Annotated in this window: 21 protein-coding genes; 9 read left to right on the plus strand and 12 right to left on the minus strand. The window is 63.4% G+C overall.

Annotated elements, in window-relative coordinates:
- Positions 1-48: 48 nt before the first annotated feature.
- Both ACFWHR_RS12380 and ACFWHR_RS12385 read right to left on the minus strand, forming a co-directional pair.
- Positions 49-702, minus strand: coding sequence for an amino acid ABC transporter permease (locus tag ACFWHR_RS12380; RefSeq protein ID WP_382448602.1), 654 nt, complete (start codon positions 700-702; stop codon positions 49-51).
- A 57-nt stretch (positions 703-759) separates the two neighbouring features.
- Positions 760-1,566, minus strand: coding sequence for a substrate-binding periplasmic protein (locus ACFWHR_RS12385; RefSeq protein ID WP_382448603.1), 807 nt, complete (start codon positions 1,564-1,566; stop codon positions 760-762).
- Positions 1,567-1,854: 288 nt separating this feature from the next.
- Between ACFWHR_RS12385 and ACFWHR_RS12390 the strand changes: the two genes are divergently transcribed.
- The gene (locus tag ACFWHR_RS12390) at positions 1,855-3,846 is read left to right on the plus strand and encodes a SpaA isopeptide-forming pilin-related protein (RefSeq protein ID WP_382448604.1); all 1,992 of its coding nucleotides are present in this window, start codon (positions 1,855-1,857) and stop codon (positions 3,844-3,846) included.
- 64 nt (positions 3,847-3,910) lie between these two features.
- Here ACFWHR_RS12390 and ACFWHR_RS12395 read toward each other — a convergent pair whose 3' ends face one another.
- A complete protein-coding gene (locus ACFWHR_RS12395) occupies positions 3,911-4,627 on the minus strand; it encodes a FadR/GntR family transcriptional regulator (protein ID WP_382448605.1) in 717 nt (238 codons plus the stop codon).
- 151 nt (positions 4,628-4,778) lie between these two features.
- Between ACFWHR_RS12395 and ACFWHR_RS12400 the strand changes: the two genes are divergently transcribed.
- Positions 4,779-6,158, plus strand: a complete 1,380-nt coding sequence (locus ACFWHR_RS12400; protein ID WP_382448606.1) for an MFS transporter — start codon at positions 4,779-4,781, stop codon at positions 6,156-6,158.
- Positions 6,148-7,362 carry a M20 family metallopeptidase gene (locus tag ACFWHR_RS12405; protein ID WP_382448607.1) on the plus strand — a complete coding sequence of 405 codons (1,215 nt, stop codon included), beginning with the start codon at positions 6,148-6,150 and terminating at the stop codon, positions 7,360-7,362. Before ACFWHR_RS12400 ends, ACFWHR_RS12405 begins: the two co-directional genes overlap by 11 nt.
- 24 nt (positions 7,363-7,386) lie before the next feature.
- On the opposite strand, the gene ACFWHR_RS12410 is transcribed toward ACFWHR_RS12405, so the two are convergent.
- The 3 genes from ACFWHR_RS12410 to ACFWHR_RS12420 form a co-directional block, all read right to left on the minus strand.
- Positions 7,387-9,096 (minus strand): ABC1 kinase family protein, encoded by a 1,710-nt coding sequence (locus tag ACFWHR_RS12410; RefSeq protein WP_382448608.1) that lies wholly within the window; start codon positions 9,094-9,096, stop codon positions 7,387-7,389.
- 5 nt (positions 9,097-9,101) lie between these two features.
- Entirely contained in the window at positions 9,102-9,647 is a 546-nt protein-coding gene (locus ACFWHR_RS12415; protein WP_382448609.1) for a PadR family transcriptional regulator, read from the minus strand.
- Positions 9,648-9,717: 70 nt separating this feature from the next.
- Positions 9,718-10,620, minus strand: coding sequence for a Ku protein (locus tag ACFWHR_RS12420; RefSeq protein WP_382448610.1), 903 nt, complete (start codon positions 10,618-10,620; stop codon positions 9,718-9,720).
- Between the two features lie 69 nt (positions 10,621-10,689).
- On the opposite strand from ACFWHR_RS12420, the gene ACFWHR_RS12425 reads away from it, so the two are divergent.
- Positions 10,690-13,116, plus strand: coding sequence for an ATP-dependent DNA ligase (locus ACFWHR_RS12425; RefSeq protein WP_382448611.1), 2,427 nt, complete (start codon positions 10,690-10,692; stop codon positions 13,114-13,116).
- Positions 13,117-13,127: 11 nt separating this feature from the next.
- The gene (locus tag ACFWHR_RS12430) at positions 13,128-13,667 is read left to right on the plus strand and encodes a YaeQ family protein (protein ID WP_382448612.1); all 540 of its coding nucleotides are present in this window, start codon (positions 13,128-13,130) and stop codon (positions 13,665-13,667) included.
- Here the strand turns inward: ACFWHR_RS12430 and soxR are convergent.
- The gene (gene soxR / locus ACFWHR_RS12435; protein ID WP_382448613.1) at positions 13,664-14,200 is read right to left on the minus strand and encodes a redox-sensitive transcriptional activator SoxR; all 537 of its coding nucleotides are present in this window, start codon (positions 14,198-14,200) and stop codon (positions 13,664-13,666) included. The two genes, ACFWHR_RS12430 and soxR, sit on opposite strands and share 4 nt — an antisense overlap.
- Before the next feature lie 72 nt (positions 14,201-14,272).
- Here soxR and ACFWHR_RS12440 point away from each other — a divergent pair, with 72 nt between their 5' ends.
- Genes ACFWHR_RS12440 through ACFWHR_RS12450 form a run of 3 tightly spaced genes read left to right on the plus strand, consistent with a single transcriptional unit; the run spans position 14,273 to position 16,511 of the window.
- A complete protein-coding gene (locus ACFWHR_RS12440; protein ID WP_382448614.1) occupies positions 14,273-15,700 on the plus strand; it encodes an MFS transporter in 1,428 nt (475 codons plus the stop codon).
- A gap of 32 nt (positions 15,701-15,732) precedes the next feature.
- Positions 15,733-16,080: a PadR family transcriptional regulator gene (locus ACFWHR_RS12445; RefSeq protein ID WP_382448615.1), complete on the plus strand. Its 348-nt coding sequence runs from the start codon at positions 15,733-15,735 to the stop codon at positions 16,078-16,080.
- Entirely contained in the window at positions 16,077-16,511 is a 435-nt protein-coding gene (locus ACFWHR_RS12450; RefSeq protein ID WP_382448616.1) for a hypothetical protein, read from the plus strand. The genes ACFWHR_RS12445 and ACFWHR_RS12450 overlap by 4 nt, the downstream gene beginning before the upstream one ends.
- A 40-nt stretch (positions 16,512-16,551) precedes the next feature.
- On the opposite strand, the gene ACFWHR_RS12455 is transcribed toward ACFWHR_RS12450, so the two are convergent.
- The 3 genes from ACFWHR_RS12455 to ACFWHR_RS12465 are packed head-to-tail and all read right to left on the minus strand — an operon-like array spanning position 16,552 to position 19,060.
- The gene (locus tag ACFWHR_RS12455) at positions 16,552-17,799 is read right to left on the minus strand and encodes a HipA domain-containing protein (protein WP_382448617.1); all 1,248 of its coding nucleotides are present in this window, start codon (positions 17,797-17,799) and stop codon (positions 16,552-16,554) included.
- Positions 17,799-18,443 carry a hypothetical protein gene (locus ACFWHR_RS12460; protein WP_382448618.1) on the minus strand — a complete coding sequence of 215 codons (645 nt, stop codon included), beginning with the start codon at positions 18,441-18,443 and terminating at the stop codon, positions 17,799-17,801. The genes ACFWHR_RS12455 and ACFWHR_RS12460 overlap by 1 nt, the downstream gene beginning before the upstream one ends.
- A gap of 44 nt (positions 18,444-18,487) precedes the next feature.
- Entirely contained in the window at positions 18,488-19,060 is a 573-nt protein-coding gene (locus ACFWHR_RS12465; protein ID WP_382448619.1) for a DUF308 domain-containing protein, read from the minus strand.
- Between the two features lie 184 nt (positions 19,061-19,244).
- Between ACFWHR_RS12465 and ACFWHR_RS12470 the strand changes: the two genes are divergently transcribed.
- A complete protein-coding gene (locus ACFWHR_RS12470; RefSeq protein WP_382448620.1) occupies positions 19,245-19,892 on the plus strand; it encodes a DNA-3-methyladenine glycosylase in 648 nt (215 codons plus the stop codon).
- 11 nt (positions 19,893-19,903) lie between these two features.
- On the opposite strand, the gene ACFWHR_RS12475 is transcribed toward ACFWHR_RS12470, so the two are convergent.
- Positions 19,904-20,896: a DMT family transporter gene (locus ACFWHR_RS12475; RefSeq protein WP_382448621.1), complete on the minus strand. Its 993-nt coding sequence runs from the start codon at positions 20,894-20,896 to the stop codon at positions 19,904-19,906.
- Between the two features lie 103 nt (positions 20,897-20,999).
- On the minus strand, positions 21,000-21,887 hold the full coding sequence (gene gmk, locus ACFWHR_RS12480) for a guanylate kinase (RefSeq protein WP_382448715.1): 888 nt from the start codon (positions 21,885-21,887) through the stop codon (positions 21,000-21,002).
- Between the last annotated feature and the right edge of the window lie 24 nt (positions 21,888-21,911).

Here is a 21,911-nt window from a genome sequence, read left to right on the forward strand (position 1 = left end):
TCACCAATCTGGAAGGTCTTGTGGACGTCTTGGATCCTGATGACCGAGTTAGGCACGAGCCCTCACCTTTCGTTCGAGCACGATCACGAGGCGCGAAAGCGGCAGCGAGAGTGCGAGGTACAGCAGAGCGGCTGCGGTGTATATTTCGACGGTCTGAAACGTCTGCGCATTGAGCGTGTTCGCGGTCTTCAGGATCTCAGACACCGCGATCACCGACGTCAGCGCTGTGTCTTTCACCATCGCGATGAAGTAGTTACCAATTGGCCCGAGCGCGACCTTGAATGACTGCGGAATCACAACGCGCCACAGTGCTTTCGTAGGCGTATATCCGAGCGACAGCGCGGCTTCCGTTTGCCCACCGTCAATCGCGAGAATCGATGTGCGGTAGACCTCCGACAGATACGCGGCGTAGTTCAGTCCGAGCCCGATGATGCCCGCGGCGATCGGGTCGAGTTGTATGCCAACCACTGGCAGTACGAAATAGATGTAGACAAGCTGCACGAGCAGCGGCGTGCCGCGCAGCACCTCGACATACACCGTGGCGATCGTACGGAGGATCTTGCTCTGCGACAGTCGCGCGAGCGCGACAAACAAGCCCAGCACGAGCGCGACGATCATCGCCCCGATCGCGAGCTGGGCGACGACAGGGATAGCCCGTATCAACGCCGGAAATACGCCCAAGACGCTTTCGATGAATTCCATGTTGCTCCCTGTACAGAAGGTGTGGCGGGGCACACATGGTGCCCCGCCAGAGGACGGTTACTCCGCGACGTTGTCTTCGCCGAGGCCGTACTTCTTGAGGATCTTGAGGTACTCCGGCGTTGCCTTCAGATCAGCTAGAGCGCCGTTAAGCTGCTTCAGCATCTTCTGGCTGTCATCGTCTTGTCGGAACGCCGCAGCAATGGTGCCGGGGAAATACGGTTCGTAAGGCGTGACGAGCTTCACCTTGTCGTTGGGGTTCTGCGTGAGGCTCCACGCCACGACGGCCTGGTCAGTGAACGCCGCGTCGACCTGCTTGTTCGCGACGGCCTGCAGCATGTTGGCCTGCGAGTCGTACATCTTGATGTGAGCCTCATCGGTGAGTGACTGCGCGATCTCGAGGTGAGTGGTTCCCGTCATGACACCGATGTTCTTGCCCTTCGCGTCATCGCGAGACTTCAGTTTCGAGTCAGAGGGTACGAGCATGCCTTCGCCCTGGGAGTACCAGGTGTCGGAGAACGAGAGGGTCTTCTTACGCTCGTCTGTGACATACATACCGTCAGCGATGAAGTCCGCCTTCTTTGACAGCACCGTCTGCGGCATCGTGGCGAAGTCGGTGGTGACGACCTTGATCTTCCATCCCAGCTCATCGGCCATGGCGTTCAGCATCTCTCCATCGATGCCGGTCAGCTCTCCGCTCGACTCGTCGACATACGAGAATGGCGCGTCGTTTGATGTGACGATTGTCACGGTGCGGGTACCGTCTTTCGACTCCGCAGAGTCGCTCGCGCCAGTTGAGCAGGCGCTCAGCGAGATGGCCGCCACCGCCAGGGCAGCGATCACAGTGATTCGTTTGCGAACAGACATCGGTTCGGCTCTTCTCTTCTCCAGGTGACTGCATCATTGCTGACACTCATGAGCAATTGTGAAGAAGAGCCATATGTGGCACAAGGGCGATAGCTTCTATGTGACGCATAGTTTTCAGCTATAGCACCCGCGGCGTGGACGACCCGATGCGCCACACTCCGTACCGATCAAGTATTTACACACGATTCCATCCAGGCGTGCGTCACGAATCAACACTTTTTCCGTGTAATCGATTGGGATGTTCTGCAATATCTTGCGGATCGGTACGTTTAGGGAGGCTTGACAGCGATGTCAACACAATTTTGGAAGTTCAAGGCGCGCAGAAAACCGAAGTCGCGCGCATTCAGCGGAAGACTCGCCGCGCTCGGCATCATTCTCGCGACATTCTTTACCGCTGGCGGAGCACTTCCGGCGATCGCTGTGCCGACTGTGACGTACCCTCATGCCATCTCAAATCTCTCTATCACTCGCGAAGACCGGACAGACAACCCGCTCTCACAGTGGGACCGCGTCGTCGTCAGCGGCGAGTGGGCCATGCCAGACGGGGCCGTGGCCGGCGATACGTTCGGCATGCAGCTTCCACCCGAGTTCGGCAGGTATGGATCGGGCGACTTTTCCCTCACCGACCCAGGCTCGGGCGCCGAACTGGCGCATTGCCAGGTCTCAGACGGCGACGGACCCGAACTCGTCTGCACGCTCACTGCCGCTGTTGAGGGCCAATCTGACGTCGGCGGGACCTTCTGGATATCGGGTATGGCAACTCGCGCGACCGACAGTGAAACCGTTGTTTTCGAGGTTGGCGACCAGCACGTGGTTGTCGATTTGCCAGGCGAGGGCGGCATCATCCCCGAAAGCCTTGCCGAGTGGGGCGAGCCATACAAATTCTCAAATGCAACCGCTGACCCGAGCATCATGCGTTGGACCGTCGGAATCCCGTCGACCTACGTAGAAGATGGTTCGTTCCAGGTGAGCGATCAGCTTGATCCGTCGCTCGAGAATCACCACTACACGGGTGAGGTGTGGCTCGACCGTCGCGCCGTGGTCGACGGGGACTTCGTTGGCGACTGGGAGCCAGCCGACATATCGCTCGTTACCGCGACGTTCTCGGCTGACTACAAGTCGGCCGAGTTCTCGGCAGACGGCCTCCCCATGGGCGGTTACGCATATCGCCTCGCTTACAACACGCAGGCTGATGGAATCGTTCTTCCCGGGGACGTCTTTGGAAACACTGCGGGTGTCGAAAACACGATCGTGACGTCACAACACACTGCGGAGCTCGCCGGCGGCGGCGACGGGAGCGGGGTCGTGTACACGCGGTTTTCGCTCGAAAAGACGATCGTCGGAGAAAACGCCAACGCCGCGCAAGACGCGACTTTCACCGTCAGTTACTCCGTACAGGGTTCTGACGAACCCGCGAAGCAGATGTCACTGAAGGTCGGTCAGCCGGTGCGCAGCGACCGCGCCGTGCTTGGGTCGACGTTCATCATCCAGGAGATTGATCTGCCGGAGGTCGCAGATACCGTGTGGGGTCAGTGGACGTTGCAGGGTGACGGCGTCGTGAAGCTCGACGACGGCACGTACGAGGTGTCGCCCGGGAGCACCGCGGGCGTCTCGCTGGTGCTGCAGAACGAGGCGAACGCTGCGCCGCGGGCGGGGACCGTGTCTTGGCAAAAGGTCACCGAATCGGGCGCGCTTCTTGACGGTTCTGAGTGGCTACTCACCGGCCCGTCTGGTGATCTTGCTGTAGTCGACGGCGGCGCAAACGACGGAGACGCTGATCCGGGCGAGCTGTCGGTTCCGAACCTTCCCTATGGTGATTACACGCTGAAGGAAACCGCAGCACCGGTTGGTTTCGATCGTACTGATCAGCAGTTTGCAGTGACCCTCGGCGCTGACGGCACGAACGGCGCCACAGCATCCTTCGGTGACATCGTGAACGTCGCAACCCACTTCGAGGAACCGCCGACGGAGGAGCCACCGACAGAAGAACCGCCAACGAAGGAGCCTCCGACAGCGGAACCGCCAACCACGATCGACAACGGCGGGGAGACCGAAAGCCCAGCGGTTACGGAGCCGCCGGTAACCCCGGTTGAGCAGCAGGTGACACCTGCTCCCCCGACGACAGTGAGTTCGAGTCGGCTCGCGACAACCGGCGCAGCGTCCCCCGCATTCGCAGCAGCAGCGGGAATGGCGCTGCTCGGAGGAGCCGTCGCGGCGCTGCTGACCGAGACCCGTCGTCGTAAGGCCCGCGTGGCCCCGGGCAACTCACGCGACAGGTAATGAAGAGCAATCGGGGGTGCGGATCACAGTGATCCCTACCCCCGATTCGGGTGATCTTAACCGTTTACTCGCGCGACCCCGGGTCTGCGATCAGCTGCATAAACTGTGACTTTGCCTCGTCGAGGTGCGCACACATGAACTGCGCGGCCGCAGTCGCATCACCGGCGACGATAGCCTCAGCGATGTTGGTGTGCTCCGCTCGAAATACGTCTCCGAGCGGCGTGCGGTCGCCATACAGCTGGTGCCAATCCGCTTGCAACCACAGTGCGTTGCCACCCATGAACAGGTCCGCCCGGCCGCCCGCAATTGCCTCCTGCAGCACAGGGTTGTGACTCGCCGCCGCGATCGCCAAGTGAAACTCGGTGTCGGCCTGGTGGTAGGCGATGAGATCTGGCACGTCTCGCGCGAGCAGTGAGGTCAATACGTTGCGTTCCGCCTCCGTGCCACGGCGAGCCGCAAACGCGGCAGCCCCGGGTTCGATCAGTCGCCGATACTCCATGCGGTCGTCGATGAAGCGATGAAATTCTGCCGCGGCTTGAGAGCTCTCGTCCGCGGGGATTGCGGTGCCGTAGCCGATTACGCGGGTCCCTCCCCCGCGGCCAAGTGTCGTGGCCACGATGTTTTCACGCGCGAGCATCCGAATCGCCTCGCGCATGGTGTTGCGGCTCACTCCGAGCGACTCGGCGAGTTCGCGCTCGGTGGGGAGCTTTGCCCCCGGTGTGAACCCGCCAAGCGCAATGCGCCTGCGCAACAACTGAGCCACACGTTCTGCTGCCCTCATGGCATTAGCGTACTGACTACGACAGCTTCATTCGCCGTCCACGGTGCAATATTGACACTGTTGTTGGAAGCGAGTAGCTTTTCGAGAAGTATTTGGGTCACTTCGGACCCAAATAGCGTCCGCCGCGATGATGCGGCCGGAAGGATCCCGAATGTCCCGTGCTTCTCAGCTCATAGCTGCACCTCCGTCTCCCTCGCAGCCGACTCGCAATAATCCTGTTCGCGTCGCGGCAGCGACACTCCTCGGCACGAGTGCCGAATGGTATGACTACGGCATTTACGCCTTTGCAGCTGCGGTGATTTTCCCCAGTGTGTTTTTCCCAGATATGCCCGGCCCTCTCGGCGTGTTTGCTTCGTTCGTCACAATCGCAGTCGGGTCTCTCGCGCGCCCAATTGGCGCAGCAGTGTTCGGCCACATCGGCGATCGCTATGGCCGTCGAAAATCACTCGTGGCGTCCCTTCTAATTATGGGTATCGCGACAATCGTCATTGGACTCCTTCCCGGCTTTGCCACTCTCGGTTATCTCGCGCCTGTTCTACTCCTGCTCATTCGCCTGTTGCAGTCGTTCGCAGCTGGCGGAGAATGGGGTGGCGCCGTGCTTTTTGCAATCGAAGCAGCTCCCAAACGGTGGCGCGCTCTGTTTGGCTCGTTTCCACAAATGGGTAGCGGGGTTGGTTTTTTCTTGGCCACCGGCGCGTTCTCTCTCGTTGCGCTGTTCGGAGACGACGCATTGCTCGCGTGGGCTTGGCGGCTGCCATTCTTCGCTTCGATCGCGCTCGTCGCTATAGGTCTTATCGTTCGTTCACAGCTCGATGAGACGGAAGTATTTGTGAAGGCGGAAGCGGCACAGAGCGCGAGCGAGCGAAAGCAACTGCCTCTTTTCAACGTGCTGCGATCCTCGTGGGGGGTCTTGCTGCTCGCGATCGGTGGTTTCTTGATCACCATTGGTGGTTTTTACATCGTCACAAGTTTCTTCTCGGCTTATGCTGCCGAACAGCTGCACTTGAGCGCGGGCGACATTGCCAATGCCGGAGTCGTCGCTTCGATTATCGCCATCGTGACGGTACCTCCCGCTGCGATTGCCGCTGACAAATGGGGTGTGCGCACGGTAACGCTCATTGGACTCGGACTTCACGTCGTCGGCGCGTATCCAATCTTCATGCTGTTGCAGAGCGGAACCGTCGGCGGGCTCTACGCCGCGATGTCGCTCGGCATGGCCATCTCGGTCGTGGCCTACGCACCGATCAGCACCCTCGTGGCTGGCTGGTTTAGCACTCCGGTGCGGCAGACCGGGATATCGCTCGGATACCAAATCTCAGGTGTCATCGGCGGCGGACTTACCCTGCCGCTTGTGCAGGCCCTGCAGATCCGCTTTGACTCCGTGTTCCCGGTCATGCTGTTTTTTGCGGGCATGGGGTTACTTTCATTCATGTGCGTACTGCTCAAGCGTGGGCCCGGCCACCTGAGTTTCGGCGATCGCGCCTCGGCCGGGGCCACCGAAGAACTGGAGGTGGTGGCTGATGTCGCATGAACCCACGCCCGCGAGCGACGCACTCGTTGACATGCAGCGCGAGTCGCTCCTCGGTCTCAGCCACGCGGTCCATGATGATCCCGAGACCGGCTTCCTCGAACACCGAGCTGCCGCGCGCGTTGCCGGATATCTTCGTGAACACGGGTTCGCGGCCATCATCGGGGCGTACGGCCTCGAAACGGCGGTCGTCAGCCGTGTCGGTTCGGGTGGGCCCGTGGTGGCGTTTCTCGCTGAGTACGACGCGCTGCCCGAGATCGGCCATGCGTGCGGGCACAACGTGATCTGTGCAAGCTCGGTCGGCGCCTATGTCGCGGCGGCGCGGCACATTGAACAGCTCGGCGGTACTGCGATCCTGCTCGGCACACCAGCTGAAGAAAACGGAACCGGTAAGGAAATCATGGCTAGGGCCGGCGCCTTTGATGGAGTCGACGCCGCATTGATGGTGCACCCCCATGCCGGGCGTGACGTTCTCGCTGAAGCATCACTCGGCTTGCGGGAGGTCACGGTCACCTATCGCGGCCGCGCCGCTCACGCCTCGGCGAACCCGAGTCTCGGCTTGAATGCGCTCGATGCGGCGGTCACTGCGTACCAAAGCGTGTCGCAGCTGCGGCAGTCGCTGTTGCCCACCGACCGGCTACACGGCATCATCACCGACGGTGGCACAAGCCCGAATGTGATTCCGGATCGATCCGGCTTGCATTTCTATCTGAGGGCTGCCACACCCGAACGCCTTCGCGAGCTGACGCTGCGACTGCAAGCGATCTTTGATGCCGCGGCCCTCGCGACCGGCACAGCGGCGGAGGTGCACTGGGACCCGCTCCCACCGTGCCTGCCGGTGCGCAGTAACGCAGTGATCGCGGCGAGATTCGGGCGGCACTTCACGCGGCTCGGCCGCACGGTGCACCCCGCTGATCCGAATGGCACCGGTATGGGCTCGACCGATCTCGGCAACGTGTCGCTGCGTATCCCGGCGATTCACCCGATGGTCAGCGTCGCTGACAGCGGCGTCGGGATGCACACCGAAGAGTTCGTGCAGCATGCGCGGGGCGTGCGGGCCGACGAGGCAGTGATCGCGTCAGCGAAATCACTCGCCGCCGTCGCGATCGAGCTGGTCACTGACGGGGAGCTGTTGCGCGAGGTGACCGCCGACTTCGTGGCGGCCGGCGGCGCAATCGACGTGCCTGAGCTACTTACGGTGCCGTAGCTCAGCCGCACACCTGGGGGTCCCTCACCCCCGGAACCACCCAATCACGAGCTGGAGTAGCGGTACGACCGATGTCACCATCAGCACGGTGCCGAGCACCTCATCCTCCGGGCGGAGCACCCCTCCTGCGATGATCAGCACGCCGAACAGCGTAACCGATACGAGACGTCGGCCGGCCACCTCGAGTCGCCGCACGCGCCGTTCAAGCTCGGGGGCGCGCACGTCGATGCGATCCTGCTCGATGCGATTCAGGATCGCGTCGACGCGCGTCGGCAGCGCGACCAGCGACCGCACAACCTCGCCCGCCTGCTTCGCTGCGTCGGTGATCAGATTCCCCTGCTCCTCGCGAATGAGCCGCTGCGCATACGGCTCGATCGCGTCCCACAGATTGAATTTCGGGTCCAGTGCGCTGCACACTCCCGAGGTGAGCGAGACGGCGCGAATGATGAGCAGGAAATTCTCGGGCAACTGAAACGGGAGCGTGCGAATTACATCGCTGAACTGGCGCCCGAAATCGCGGATCTCGCGGGGGTCGACGTCGCGCAGCTCAGCGAACCCCATGCCACCGAAGCGCGCAAAGAGCTGCGTCATGGCCCGCTCGAGCTCGTCGACGTCCGCGTCGGGCAGCAGCACCCCAACCTCGCGCATCGCGTTCACGAGCCCCGGGCCATTGCGCGTCGCAGCTGCGATCAGTAGCCCGCGCAGGGCACCCCGAGTGCCCGTCGGCACCTCACCCATCATGCCAAAGTCGATAAAGGTGAGTCGCCAGTCTTCTCCGGGCTCAGTCGCGGGTGTCACGAACACGTTGCCTGGGTGCGGGTCGGCGTGGAAGAAGCCGTGCGTGAACAGTTGATCGAACATCACTGATGCGAAACGCAGGGCCACCTCGTGTGGGTCTATACCAGCGGCACGAAGCGCTGCGACATCAGAAATCTTGATGGCCGTCACGTCCTCGAGAGTCAGCACGCGCCTGCTCGTGCGTTCCCACACGACCTCTGGTACCCCGACCCCGGCGTGTTCCGCGAAGTTCTCACGGAATCGCTCGGCGTTTGATGCTTCCCCGAGATAGTCGATCTCCTCGAGGCTCGTTGCGGCGAACTCCTCGACGAGCGCAGGCATGTCGACGCGACGCGACACGAGTCTGATGTGACTCATCCAGCCCCCGACTTTGCGCAAGGCAGCGAGGTCAACGGCGACGATTCCATCGATGCCGGGGCGCTGCACTTTCAGGACCGCACTTGCGAAACCAACGTCGGCGGCGAGTGATTCTGCGAGAGACGCTGCGTGCGCCTGACCAAGCGAGGCTGCAGCCAATGGAGTTTCGCTCACCTCCGAAAACACCGTCGTCAGCGGCACCCCGAGTTCGGCCTCGGCGAGCGTGCGAATGTCGGCGAAGGACTCTGCGGGCACCTCGTCTTGCAAACCCTCGAGCTCCGCCGTAATTTCGGGCGGCAAAACGTCGAGTCGAGAAGACATGAACTGGCCGACCTTAATCATGAGGCCGCCGAGCTCAATCGCGAGCGCGTGAAAGGCGCGCGCGAACCGCGTCATCCGACGCGCGCGCGTGCGTTCGGTGATGCGTTGCAACCCGAGCCGGGGCAGCACGAGTTCGTACCACCAGGCGTTCGCGAGGTGGCGCGCAGCGAATCGCAGGATGCGCCGGTATCTGGTGCGGTCGAGTTCTCCGGCCGCGTCGCCTGGTGCGACGTCAGTAGCAGCGTCGGCGAGCGACACGCGGCTCAGCCCTGGGCGAGGATGCTGTACAGACGGCGGCGCGCGTCCTCAAGGATCGCAACCGCCTCGGCAGTCTGCTCAGCACTGCCGGTACGACCAACCTGCGCGGCCGCCTGCGCCAGCTCAAACCCAGCCTGCGGCAGTGCGCCATGACGCTTGTGAGGCTCGCTCGCCGAGCCCTCCCACGGCGCCTTCACATCCCCCGCCGACACCGCGTCTTGACCGGCCTCTGTCAGTGCGTACGTCTTGCGACCGTGGGACTCCTCAGCCGAGATCAGCCCCTCGTCCGCCAGCAGTTGCAGAGTGGGGTACACAGAGCCCGCACTCGGCTTCCACGAACCACCGCTGCGCTGCTCGATCTCACGGATGATCTGATACCCGTGCATCGGCTCTTCAGCGAGCAACGACAGCACGGCCGCGCGCACGTCTCCGCGCGCCATGCGTGAACCCGCTCGCTTCTCGAATCCGCTTCGTAACTGGTCCATCGCCTCCCAGAGCGACTCACCGGGCGTGCCGGCGCCGAACCCGAACGAACCAAATGACTGCTGCATGACTGCCTCCGTAGATCGCATTGAACGATAGTGAGCAACATACGCCGACACCCTGAACGATACATGAGAGTTACTTCGAAGCGCTCCGCTTCTTCGCGGCAGGCTTGTGGGGCGCGGCTCGCTTTTTCGTCGAGGCCACCTTCGACCCCGCAGGCCGTTTCTTCGCCGCCGGTCGCTTCTTTGCACGGGACCGCTTCACGCTCTCTTGCAGTGCTTTCATGAGATCGATGACCTCGGCATCGTCGCCCGACTCCTCGTTGGCGGCATCGCCGAACGTAGCGTCCGTGTCGAGCGACTCGCCCTCCGCCAGCTTCGCCGCGACGAGCTTTCGCAGTTCCTCCTGGTACTCGTCGTGAAACTCGGAGGCATCGAAGTCGCTCGAGAAACTCTTCACAAGCGCCGAGGAGAGTTGCAGCTCCTTCGCGGTGATTCGCACGCGCTCGTCGAGCTCCGGAAACTCGGCTTCACGAACCTCGTCTGGCCAGAGCAGATTCTGCACCACGAGCACGTCTCCCCGAACTCGGAGTGCGGCGATCCGCGTCTTCTGCCGCAGCGCGAACTGCACGATCGCCGTGCGATCGGTCTGCTCAAGCGTGCGCCGCAGCAGCACATACGCCTTCGTAGACTTGCCCGAAGGCTTGAGAAAGTAGCTCTTCTCAAACATGATCGGGTCGAGTTGGTCGGTGGGCACGAACTCGACAACCGCAATCTCGCGATTTCGTTCTTGCGGGATAGCCGCAAGATCCTCCTTCGTCAGCACGACCGTCTCGTCGTCTTCGACGTAGGCGCGGTTGATATCGGCGAAGTCGACCACGTGGTCACAGACCTCGCACCTGCGCTGATATCTAATCCGACCGCCGTCTTTCGCATGCACCTGATGCAGTTCGACGTCGTGATCGTCGGTAGCGCTGAACAGCTTCACCGGCACATTGACGAGCCCGAAGGTGATCGCCCCGGTCCATATGGCTCTCATGCCTACAGTAGAGCCGATTTGAGTGTCAACGGGCTACGCCTTGCGTGCATCGGGGGCCATGCTGTAGCCATGGCCTCGGTGCAGCAGACGGTGCGAGTCGACGGGCATCCGATCCGGCTTTCGAACCTCGACAAGACACTGTACCCAGACGGTACGACTAAGGGTGAGGTCATCGGCTACTACAGCGCGATCGCGGCGACCATGCTTCCCCACTGTGAAGATCGGGCCGCGACCCGCAAGCGCTGGCCGGACGGAGTAGGCGCAGAGGGCAAGCACCCCTCGTTTTTCCAGAAAGACATTGGTGACGATGCACCAGACTGGCTGCGGCGAGGCGTCATTCGTCACCGCGACCACGACAACGAATACCCGCTCGTGAACGATGAGGCCACACTCGTCTGGCTCGCGCAGCTCGCGTCACTCGAAATACATGTGCCGCAGTGGCGCTTCGAAATCCCCCGGGCACAGGCTGAGCTCGCGCAGACGCGCTTGCCACCCGATCGTCTTGTGCTCGATCTCGACCCCGGGCCTGGCGTAGACCTTCGCGAGTGCGCACGGGTGGCATTCCTCGCGCGAGACATCCTCACTGACATGGGGCTCGATGCAATTCCGGTTACGAGTGGCAGCGCCGGGATCCACCTGTACGCGGCGCTTGACGGCTCTCAAACGTCTGATCAGGTCTCCGCTGTCGCACGTGCGCTTGCTCGAGCGCTCGAGACGGACCACCCGAACGACATCACGAGCAGCATGAAACGAGGGCTTCGCGCGGGCAAGGTGTTCATCGATTGGAGCCAAAACAATGGCTCGAAAACCACCATCGCTCCCTACTCGCTGCGCGGGCGCGCCCGCCCGACGGTCGCGGCTCCCCGAACCTGGCGCGAGCTCGCCTCGCCGCATCTGCGTCACCTCGATTTTCGTGAGGTGCTCGACCGCGTGTCTCGTCGCGGTGATCCGCTCGAGGCGCTCTCTCGCGCGGCCGCCGCGCAGCGCACGACGGAGCGGTTGTCCACCTACCGGTCGATGCGGGATGCGGCTCGTACACCGGAACCGGTGCCCGAGCCGTACTCGGCATCACACCGCGCACCGGCAGGCGACTCCCCCGCTCCCGTCTTTGTGATCCAGCGCCACGAAGCTCGTCGTCTGCACTTTGATTTCCGACTCGAACACGACGGCGTGCTCGTGAGCTGGGCCCTCCCGAAGGGCGTGCCCACCGACCCCAAGCGAAATCACCTCGCCGTCCCGACGGAGGATCACCCGATGGAGTACAGACACTTCTCGGGCACCATTCCACGGGGCGAGTACGGAGCGGGTGAGGTAGAGATCTGGGATGCGGGCACCTGTACCTATGAGAAGTGGCGGGAAGACGAGGTCATCGCGACGCTCACTGGAGCCCCCGACGGCTCGCTCGGCGGCACACGTACTTTCGTACTTTTCCGGACGCAGGTCGACCCACCACAGTGGATGATCCACCTCAAGGCCGCACGTTCACAGGAATCCGCGCCGCGCCAGCTGCCCGCGCCGCGCCCGATGCTCGCAACCCGTTCGCGCGCGTCGAGCCTCGCGAAGCTCACCGCCGAAGAGTGGTCGTTCGAAATGAAGTGGGATGGCATGCGAGTGATCGCGATTATCGACGCCACTCGCGTGACGCTCACGAGTCGGTCAGGCCGCGACGTCACCGCGAGCTTTCCCGAGATCTGTGAGGCGCTCACGAGGCTCGACATCGACGGAGCCGTGCTCGATGGCGAGGTGGTAGCTCTCGACCGACGCGGGGCACCAAGCTTCGCGCGCCTTCAGGAACGCATGGGTCTCTCCGATACGCGCGATGTGGCTCGTTCGCGCCAGTCGACTCCCGTCCAGTGGTACGCATTCGACGTGCTCGAGGTAAATGGCACCGCGTGTGCGTCGCTCCCCTATGACCAGCGCCGCGAGCTCCTCGTCGACGTCGTTGGCGGTGTGTCCGAGGTGCACGCTGAAACAGCGGTCACCGTACCCCCAGCCTTCGACGGAGACGCCGCTGCAGCGCTCACCGCGAGCCGGGAGCTTGGACTCGAGGGCGTCGTCGCGAAGCGGCGGTCGAGCCCCTACCGCGCGGGCGCCCGGTCACGCGACTGGCTCAAGGTGCCACTCTTCGACACCGTCGAGGTTGTGGTGATCGGCTGGCGGGACAGCGACTCCGACTCCGCGGGCTTTGCCTCGCTGCTCGTCGCTATCAAGGGAGTCTCCGACGCGGGACCGGGCGGGCTGAGATACGCGGGCAGGATCGCCAGTGGATTCACGAGTGACGGCCGTAGGCGCACTCGGGCGGATCTCGCTGCGCACGAGCGTGCCACACCGCCGATCGAGGTTCCGCGCGATGCGCATCGCGAAGCGCACTGGGTGACGCCGCAACTCGTCGGCGAGGTCAGCTATCGCGAACTCACCCCGGAGGGGCGGCTGCGACATGCCGTGTGGCGGGGCTGGCGACCCGACCGGGACGTTTCGGAGTTCAGGGCACCGTAGACTCGTTCGTTATGGCAATTGGATCGACGATGCACACCTTCGAGGTGGACCTGGCTGACGTGGACCGCGGGGTCTACGAGCAGTTCACCATGCGGGTGGCGCGCCACCCCTCGGAGACCGAGGCGTTCATGGTGACGCGCATCTTGGCGTATTGCTTGGAGTACACGGAGGGCATCGCCTTCGGTGGCGGCGTTTCGACCACCGACGAACCAGCGGTGTTCGTGCGCGACATGACCGGAGCGATGACGTCCTGGATCGAGGTCGGCGCCCCCGACGCTGCGCGCGTGCACTCCGGCAGCAAGCTGGCCGATCGGGCGGTGGTGTACACGCACCGAGATCCTGAAAAAGTCGTTGCGGCATGGTCGGGCAAGACGATTCATCGCGCGGCCGAGATCGCGGTGGTGAGCTTCGATGCGGGGTTCGTCGCAGACGTCGTCGACGCCGTCGCGCGACGAAATGCATTTACCCTCTCGCGCACCGAGAGCCAGATCTATCTCGAGCTCAACGGCACCCACGTGAGCACCGAAGTTCACGAGCACCGCGCCGCCTAATCGGGGTTGCGCAGTCGCTCTGCCGTCTCTGCTGGATCGATCGCCGCCGGATCGATCTCAGCTGGATCGATCGCCGCCGGATCGATCTTCGGAAGCAACCGCGGCCCGGGTCCGTCCGCTGAAAGCGTGTCATCCGGGTTGAAGACGCGACAGGTGCCGAGAGAGAGGCACCCGCAGCCGATGCACCCAGTGAGTTCCCGCTCCATGCGTTCAATTTCAAGCCTTCGTGCCTCTAGCTTTCCTCGCCAGTGACTGCTGATGCGCTCCCAATCGCGCTTGCTCGGCATGCGGTCGGCGGGTAAACGCGCAAACTCGGCGGCGACCTCCGCGAGCGGCACGCCCATGCGCCCCGCAACCCTGATGATGGCGACGCGACGCAGCACGTGACGCGAGTATCTGCGCTGATTCCCGGCTGTGCGCACACTGGCAATCAGTCCCTCGCGTTCATAGAAGTGCAGAGCAGACACCGCCACGCCGGTGCGCTCAGCCACTTCGCCGATCGCGAGCAGGTCGGTGGGCCCGAGTTTCGTCATCACTGCTCCATTCGGGCAATGCGGCACATCATTGCTTGACCTCAACCTTACTTGAGGTTCTACGGTGTGATCATGCCCTCGAACACTTCTGAGATTCCAGTCGTCGATCGGGCCGCAACCCCACCGGGGACGTGGCGCGACCTCTTCAGCCCCCAGCACCTCCCCGCAGCTCTCGTGCTTGCTGGCGGCGTCGCGATGTACGCGACGAACGTGTACGTGACGGCCGCGTTACTCCCGTCAGCGGTCGCAGAATTCGGTGGTGCGGAGTTCTTTGCGTGGGCTGCGACCGCGTTCCTCACTGCGTCCGTGATTTCATCGATGCTCGTCACACGCGCGGTTGCCCGATTCGGGTCCGCGCGCTCGTATGTTGCCGCGTTTGTCGTTTTCGCAGTCGGCACGCTCATTAACATGCTGGCTCCCTCGATGGGCGTGCTTCTTGCGGGCCGGGCCGTGCAGGGGCTCGGCGGCGGGTTGCTGGCGGGACTCGGCTACGCGGTCATCCGCACCGCACTACCCGAACGCCTCTGGACGCGCGCGGCTGGCCTCGTCTCGGCAATGTGGGGCGTCGGCAACCTTCTCGGCCCTGGCCTCGGCGGACTCTTCGCGCAGTTCGGCGTATGGCGCGGCGCCTTCGCCCTGCTCGCCGTCATCGCGCTGGCACTCGCGTGGATCTCGCGAAAGGCCGTCCCGGGGGCCGCGAACAACACCGCTGACGTTCCGCCGATCCCGGTCCTGGGTCTGACCCTTCTCGCCCTAGCCGCCGCAGCTTTCAGCGTGACAGCGGTGTTGCCGCGTGGAGCCGCCACCGCGGTGGGTCTCGGCCTGTCGATTCTCGTACTCATCGCGTTTGTCGCTCGAGAGCGTGTCGCAAGCGCAACCGTGCTGCCCAGGCTCACGTACCGACGGGGTAATCCCCTGAAGTGGGTTTACCTCACGCTCGGATTGCTCAGCGCGGGCGCGATGGCAGAGGCATTCGTGCCGCTGTTCGGGCAACAGCTCGCGCAGCTCTCGCCGCTGATCGCCGGATTCCTGGGCGCCGCGCTGTCGGTGGGCTGGACGACCGCGCAGTTACTCAGCGTGAACATCAACTCCGCCCGGGGTCGCCGTGCGGTAATGCTGCTCGGACCGGGCGTACTCGCCGCGGGCCTGTTCGCCTACGCGGCACTCGCCGCTGACGGCGCCGATGGCTGGCTCGTGCTCGCTTGGGCAGCCGCGCTGTTCACTGCGGGCTGCGGCATCGGCATGGCGTTTCCGCACCTCAGCGTCGCGGCCATGCGCAGCTCGAGCGATCCGAGCGAGGGCGCCAAAGCCGCGGCGGGCGTCAGCACGACGCAACTCATCGCGAATGCTGTGTCGTCAGCAATAGTAGGCATTCTCGTTGCGGCGGGCGGCCCGTCACCGCTCGGCTCCGCTCAGATGATGGCCGTTGGCATCGGCGTCGCCGCGCTCGTCGGCGTTGGATGCGCGGTGTTTGCAATTCGAGTACGTCGAACTAGGTAGAAACATTAACTAGTCCGTGTAATGATCTAGTCATGGGAAACGCGGGCTGGCCAAGCGACTGGGTACGATCTGCCCTGCCCGGTGTCGTCGTCGCACTGGTGAGCGATGAAGAGGCGTACGGGTATCTCATCGCGCAGCGTCTCGCGGCGGCTGGCTTCGGTTCAATCAAAGGGAGCACGCTCTATCCGCTGCTCGCCCGTCTCGAGCAAGAGGGCACGCTGCTAGCGACCTGGCGAGAGGGTGACGGCGGCCCCGGGCGAAAGTACTACGCGGTCACCGCGGCAGGTCGCCAGTGGCTTACCGGCTTTCGCTCATCATGGGCCGCGTTCACGATCGCAACCACCTCGGTCCTCAATTCGATGGAAGGCGCAGCGCCATGACTCACGAAACCAATCACACGAGCAGCGCGACATATACCGACGAGCTCGCGGAGGAACTCCAGCTGCGCGACGTCCCGCAAGACGCAATTGATCGCATCGTTCTCGAAACGATTAGCCACCTCGCGGATTCTGGAGAGGATCCGCGGGAAGCCTTCGGCTCCCCCGCGAGCTATGCCGATGCGTTCGCGCCGCGCACTTTTTCACGTCGAATGCTCTTTCCGCTGGTGCTCCTCGCAGCAGCCCTGGGCTTCGGTGGGGGCCTCATGCTTATCAACGGCATTCTCGGCACGCTCAGCTCGTCGGTCCAGCTGTGGGGGCTCGGCCCGGCTGCACGCGTGTCAATCGGTATCGCACTGCTGGTCGGCCTCGGCGCGCTGCTTTCGGTCATGGCCGTCCGGTCACGAAGGCGCTCCGCCACCTGGCGGGTGTAAGAAGGCGAGCGTCAGCAGGCCCTTGCGGCACAACGACCGCTCAGATGACGGCACCCGAGCCTGGGAGAGCTAGCTTGCCGGTGTGACGGTCTGCTGCGGTTCGAATGTCATCGAGCGCCGCATCGGTCACGCGAGGGTGGCCGATCTCGCCGAGCGTCTCCGCCAGGTGCTCGTGTATGCCCGCGGCCACCTCGGCGACGATCGTCAGCACCCGGTCAACATCAAGTCCGGATTCTTGGGCGGACGCGATCCATTCCGCAGGTCCGATCGTAAGGTAATTTGTCATACCATCAACGGGCATCGCGAGGTTTTGCGCATAGTCCGCAAACATTCCGATGGGAATCGCGTCGTAGATTGGCGCGAGTTGTAGCCCCCCGGCGGTAAACAAAATCGAGTAGTTCTTCCCGTGGGCGTCGGCGTTCCCAATCATCGAGTTGAACGCATACTGCCGGTAGAAATCGTAGCCGAGCTCGTCATCTCCGGTCGCTTCGCGCAGCATCGCGGTAATTTCGTCAGTGCTCACGAGATATTTGTCGCCGCCGTGATTCAGGGCCTGCGTAAAATCCTCAGCGTGAATGCGGTGCGGTATTCCGTCAGCATCAATTGCCCTATCGAAGCGCACAACCTGGAACGCAGACTGCCCAGCAAAGTGTCGTCGCTCGGTGTCTGGAGCCGCGATCCCCGACAGTTGAGCCAGTCTCATCGTTGCTGTCTCGATGAGTTCAAGACCGGCGTGAACTTTCGATTCTGGCTTTACGATATGCGTCGACGGTGACGCTGAATCCGACCAAAAGAACTGCTCTCCAATCTGCGCAAACGCGAACTTGCCCTGAGCTCCAGCCAGAGAAAAACGTGGTGCGTCTCCATAGTCCTCGTCGAACCCCGATCCGCCCTCCTTGATGTCCGCGATCCGCGCAGCTACCAGCGCCTCTGACGCGACCCGAGAGAACGCTTCTTCGCGTGTCGGCCCGTTGAGGTCAGGATGCAGCACTACTCCACCCGGAAGGTCGCCCCCGATGGCTTCGAGCAGGTCCCAGGTTGCTGTCGACTTTGCATGCGTCACCCGCCGGATGCTGTCTTTCGCCGACTGGCGTTCAGGGATGAGCGCGTCTAGGAAGTTCTGAGGTGCCCCTGCTTCGATCTTCCGGTCTGAACGCATCGACAGTGATAACTCAGCCGACGAATTGGGATCACGCACAAACCGTGGCTTATCGAGGTCGAAGTCGCGCTCGAACCGACCAACGTATTCACCGCACACCCACGCGTGCAGCACATCGCGCACGGCCATCAAGCCATCTCGAGGGTCTTGGCCCTCACCACTGCTGGCAATGGCGAACCGACCGCTGTGAGCGCTCGAATCGCTGTGACATTGCCCAACCGTGCCTCGCCACGCCGTTCGAGCCGCCGATAGGCCTTCGTGTCCATCTGAGACCGACTGGCGGCTTCTTCGACCGTCAATCCGTGCAGCAAGCGCGCGTCTTGAATTTTGCGTCCGACTGCTTCAGGAGTGGGAAGATTCTCGCGGTGCATGAGCTTCCGAAATACGTCGCGCACGAGCTCGTCTTTTCCACTCGTCGCGGCGCGAACGATCGACGCACCGCCGAAGCCCGTGGGCTGAGGACTGCCAGCGAAATACTCGCGAAGCAGGCTCGCAGGATCGGACGAGCGCTGCAGCGCCTGGATCCGTTCCACCAACCGAGCTCTGCGGCGCTCGACGACATGCTTGAACGAACGAGTGTTGAGATACTCAATGAGGTCAGCTTGAGATTGGAGCGACAGTGCGCGTCGCCCCGGTACCTCGCGACGACCGTCCACGACCACCCACGCGCGGCCAACGCGCTTCGCGTTGATCTTGCCCCTGCGGGCAAGCTCGCGTGCGCGCTGCACGGAAATGCCCTCACCACGCGCATAATCCGCGATTTGCAGCTCCATGACACAAGACTTTCGCAAGCGCTAGGGAAAGTCAAGTGTCATGACTAAATCACGATTGTCGCAGCTGACGCGTCAACCCGGCGTACACGGGTCGCTCCCCAGACGATGAATGTCGCGATGGCGAGGAGCACAATACCCCCGACAATCGCTGCAATGGACAGGGCGACGCCGGGCCAGATCAGGGCGAGGATGCCGCCGACGAGCAGCACCGCGCCGGGCACGATGCCGATGCTCGGCTTGCTCCGCGCGAAACGTGCGCCGGCGAATAGCCAGAGCGCACCAATCGCGATCAGCCCGAACGCCGCGAAGCTCACAAGTGCGCGCGCTGTCGCGCCGGTAAACGCCATCGCGACCACACCCGCGACGATGAGCAGGATGCCGCCGAGCGACCCGCGGCCCCGCGCGATCAATACGGCACCGTTTGCGATCAAGGCCGAGCCGAAGAGCACCACCAAGATCCAGCTTGCCGAGAAGAACGGCCAGATGATGAGCGCGAGACCAATCAAACCGACGACGACACCGAACGTGATCACGCTGCGCTTCGGGAACCTGCGGGTCGCGCCAGCCGGGCCCGACGAGCCGCTGGGCGACGAGAAGGGAATGGGGTGCTGGGACACGGAAACCTCCGGGTTCGGGTGGTGACGCTCGAGAAAGTCGTTTGCACGCGACCACCGGGTGCAATGGTCGCTACGTGCTCGTAACTGTACGGGGCCGTCCTCGGCATTCGCCGCGAAATCAAGCGGTGATCGCCAGAGGCGTAGCTCAGAGTGAAAGTCGCTCGCTACTGCCAGAATGGCCGGGATGCCACAGCTAGATTTCTCTCGCCCCGCCCTCGAGGTTGCCCCGCACGTGCTCGGCGCTCGGCTGTCAGTCGACTCCCCCGAAGGACCCGTCACGATCCGAATCACCGAGGTCGAGGCGTATCACGGGGTCGGTGCCCCGGGCGTGCACGATGCCGGCTCCCACGCCCGAAACGGCCGCACGGATCGTAACGCCTCGATGTTCGGCCCGCCCGGCCACGCCTACGTGTACTTCAGCTACGGCATGCACTTCGCAATCAACCTCGTGTGTTCCCCCGAGGGCGCGGCCTCCGGTGTACTCGTGCGCGCGGGAGAGGTGGTCGAGGGCGCTGAGATCGCGGCAGCACGACGCACCGCACGGCGCCCCGGATCCGGCATCACCGCCCGCCAGCTCGCGCGGGGGCCCGGCAATGTCGCACAGGCACTCGGCATACGTCGCGAGACGCACGACGGCTTGAGCCTGTGGCGCGCCCCATTCGCCCTCGACCTATCGAGCGTCATCGAGCCAGACATTTCGACCGGGCCACGGGTGGGGGTTGCGGGGGTCGCCGGCGGCCCCAAGTTCCCGTGGCGATTCTGGATCACCGGAGACCCGACCGTCTCGGCGTTTCGCCCGGGACGTAGTGCTCCGACCGCTCTTCCCGAGTGACGGGCGGGTGGCTATGCGGTGCCGTGGCCGGTCAGCGGTTCAAGCGCCGATGCGCCGCTTTGCGGGTGGAACTTCGCAAGCCCGATGACGCCAATGATCGCGACGGCGGCCGAGGCAACGAACGCGACAATGGCCCACGTGGGAGCACCCGCCGCCTCATCGAGCACGACGATACCGATCAGTACCGCGACAATGGGGTCGATCACGGTCAGTCCCGCGACCACGAGGTCTGGCGGGCCAGACGAGTACGCGTTCTGCACGAACACCATACCCATCAGGGCGCCGAGCAGCAGCGCCGCCACGCACGCCCAGGTAAGCCATTCGAACTCCCCCTGTTGCAGCCGCCCGATGACCGACTTCGCGAACGTTGCAACAAAACCGTAGAGCACGCCCGCGCCAACGATGTAGATGAGCGCCACGCTGCGGTGCCGAAAGCCAACGAACAATACGAGAATAATCGCGAACACCACCGCGAATGTGATCAGAATCTCGATGAGCTTCTTATCCGTGACGATCTGGTCGGATGCCGTAAACGCGGCAATGGTAACGAACACCACGATGCCGAGCACCGCCAAGCCGATTGACGACTGCACTCGTTTGCCGAGGCGCACGCCACTCACTCGCGAATTCAGGATAGAAGTGATGACGAGGCCCACCACGCCGATTGGCTGCACAATAATCAGCGGCGAAAGCGACAACGAACCGATCTGGAACGCTACGGCGAGGCCGAGAAACACAGTACCGACCACCCAAGACGGGCGACGAAACAAGCTCGCGACGTGCTTGAACGACAGCCCAGCCCCCGCGCTCTCGCCAGTGAGGCGCTCAACCTTATTCAGGCCGCGCGACTGGTATTGTGCGCCGAACGCGAGCAGCGCAGCCCCGATGAGCGCGAGCGGAATGCCGAGAAACTGCTTCGGGTCGAGTGCCGTCACCTCGTTCAGCGCATGCGAGACGCCGAGGCCCCACACGTGCCAGGCGATGTCCATCAGGCTCGGTTGCACAGCACCACACTAGCGGGTGAGCTTCCGCCAGTCCCGGCGCCAGGCCGACTTGGTACCAGGGTGCCATGCTGTCTCATCAGGAGATGTTGACGCGAGCTGCTGGTTACGACCCGTCGCCGCGCATCAGCTCAACGAGCCGAGCTGCCGCGCGCGGCACCTCGTCGTTGACGATGACCTCGTCAAACTCGTCTGCCGCCGCGAGCTCGACCTTGGCGGTTTTAAGACGGCGTTCGCGTTCTTCGGCGTCTTCTGTGCCGCGCCCCACGAGGCGGTCCACGAGCTCGTCCCAGCTCGGCGGAGCAAGAAAGACCAGCCGCGCTTCTGGCATGCTGGCACGAACCTGACGCGCGCCCTGGAGATCGATCTCGAGCAGCATCAGCGCGCCGCGATCCGCGGCCTCCACGACCGGACGGCGCGGGGTGCCGTATCTGAACTTGTTGTGCACCGTCGCCCACTCGAGCAGGTCGTCAGCGGCGAGCATCCGGTCAAAGCCCTCGTCGTCGACGAAGAAGTAGTGCCGACCGTGTTCCTCACCCGGGCGCGGCGCGCGCGTTGTTGCCGAGACTGAGAGCTGCACTTCAGGGTAGTTTTCGCGAATATAGGTCGCAACCGTGCCTTTACCCACTGCCGTTGGGCCCGCGAGCACCGTGAGCGGCGGGCGCTTGCCCGCACGCACGGTTCCGGTGCGCTCACGGACGAAACTCTCGAGGCGGTCGCGTTGCAGTTTGCCGAGACCGCCGAGTCGTTTGCGCTCTGAAATGCCGAGGTCTTCGCGCACGCGCTCCGCCTTTACCGCCCCGATCGCCGGGAACGAGAGGAGAAAATCGGTGATCCGTAGCGAGGCAGCGGCGGTTCCGGGCACGCGCGACTGTTCGAGTACACGAAAGGGTGATACCTCGCCCGAGCGCAATCGTCGCTTCAGTTCAGCGCGTGATTGTCGTGCAGCGATTGCCGCGCGATTTGCCGCAACGCGATCCACCTCTGGCATCATCCGAGCAGTCGTCACTGTGTCGCT

This window comes from Leucobacter sp. NPDC058333 (genome assembly GCF_042726155.1).
GTDB lineage: Bacteria > Actinomycetota > Actinomycetes > Actinomycetales > Microbacteriaceae > Leucobacter.

Excerpts from the sequence above, each read along its gene's own strand:
- ACFWHR_RS12380 (WP_382448602.1), bottom strand. The coding sequence starts at position 702 with ATGGAATTCATCGAAAGCGTCTTGGGCGTATTTCCGGCGTTGATACGG.
- ACFWHR_RS12385 (WP_382448603.1), bottom strand. The coding sequence starts at position 1,566 with ATGTCTGTTCGCAAACGAATCACTGTGATCGCTGCCCTGGCGGTGGCG.
- ACFWHR_RS12390 (WP_382448604.1), top strand. The coding sequence starts at position 1,855 with ATGTCAACACAATTTTGGAAGTTCAAGGCGCGCAGAAAACCGAAGTCG.
- ACFWHR_RS12395 (WP_382448605.1), bottom strand. The coding sequence starts at position 4,627 with ATGAGGGCAGCAGAACGTGTGGCTCAGTTGTTGCGCAGGCGCATTGCG.
- ACFWHR_RS12400 (WP_382448606.1), top strand. The coding sequence starts at position 4,779 with ATGTCCCGTGCTTCTCAGCTCATAGCTGCACCTCCGTCTCCCTCGCAG.
- ACFWHR_RS12405 (WP_382448607.1), top strand. The coding sequence starts at position 6,148 with ATGTCGCATGAACCCACGCCCGCGAGCGACGCACTCGTTGACATGCAG.
- ACFWHR_RS12415 (WP_382448609.1), bottom strand. The coding sequence starts at position 9,647 with ATGCAGCAGTCATTTGGTTCGTTCGGGTTCGGCGCCGGCACGCCCGGT.
- ACFWHR_RS12420 (WP_382448610.1), bottom strand. The coding sequence starts at position 10,620 with ATGAGAGCCATATGGACCGGGGCGATCACCTTCGGGCTCGTCAATGTG.
- ACFWHR_RS12425 (WP_382448611.1), top strand. The coding sequence starts at position 10,690 with ATGGCCTCGGTGCAGCAGACGGTGCGAGTCGACGGGCATCCGATCCGG.
- ACFWHR_RS12430 (WP_382448612.1), top strand. The coding sequence starts at position 13,128 with ATGGCAATTGGATCGACGATGCACACCTTCGAGGTGGACCTGGCTGAC.
- soxR (WP_382448613.1), bottom strand. The coding sequence starts at position 14,200 with ATGACGAAACTCGGGCCCACCGACCTGCTCGCGATCGGCGAAGTGGCT.
- ACFWHR_RS12440 (WP_382448614.1), top strand. The coding sequence starts at position 14,273 with ATGCCCTCGAACACTTCTGAGATTCCAGTCGTCGATCGGGCCGCAACC.
- ACFWHR_RS12445 (WP_382448615.1), top strand. The coding sequence starts at position 15,733 with ATGGGAAACGCGGGCTGGCCAAGCGACTGGGTACGATCTGCCCTGCCC.
- ACFWHR_RS12450 (WP_382448616.1), top strand. The coding sequence starts at position 16,077 with ATGACTCACGAAACCAATCACACGAGCAGCGCGACATATACCGACGAG.
- ACFWHR_RS12455 (WP_382448617.1), bottom strand. The coding sequence starts at position 17,799 with ATGGCCGTGCGCGATGTGCTGCACGCGTGGGTGTGCGGTGAATACGTT.
- ACFWHR_RS12460 (WP_382448618.1), bottom strand. The coding sequence starts at position 18,443 with ATGGAGCTGCAAATCGCGGATTATGCGCGTGGTGAGGGCATTTCCGTG.
- ACFWHR_RS12470 (WP_382448620.1), top strand. The coding sequence starts at position 19,245 with ATGCCACAGCTAGATTTCTCTCGCCCCGCCCTCGAGGTTGCCCCGCAC.
- gmk (WP_382448715.1), bottom strand. The coding sequence starts at position 21,887 with ATGATGCCAGAGGTGGATCGCGTTGCGGCAAATCGCGCGGCAATCGCT.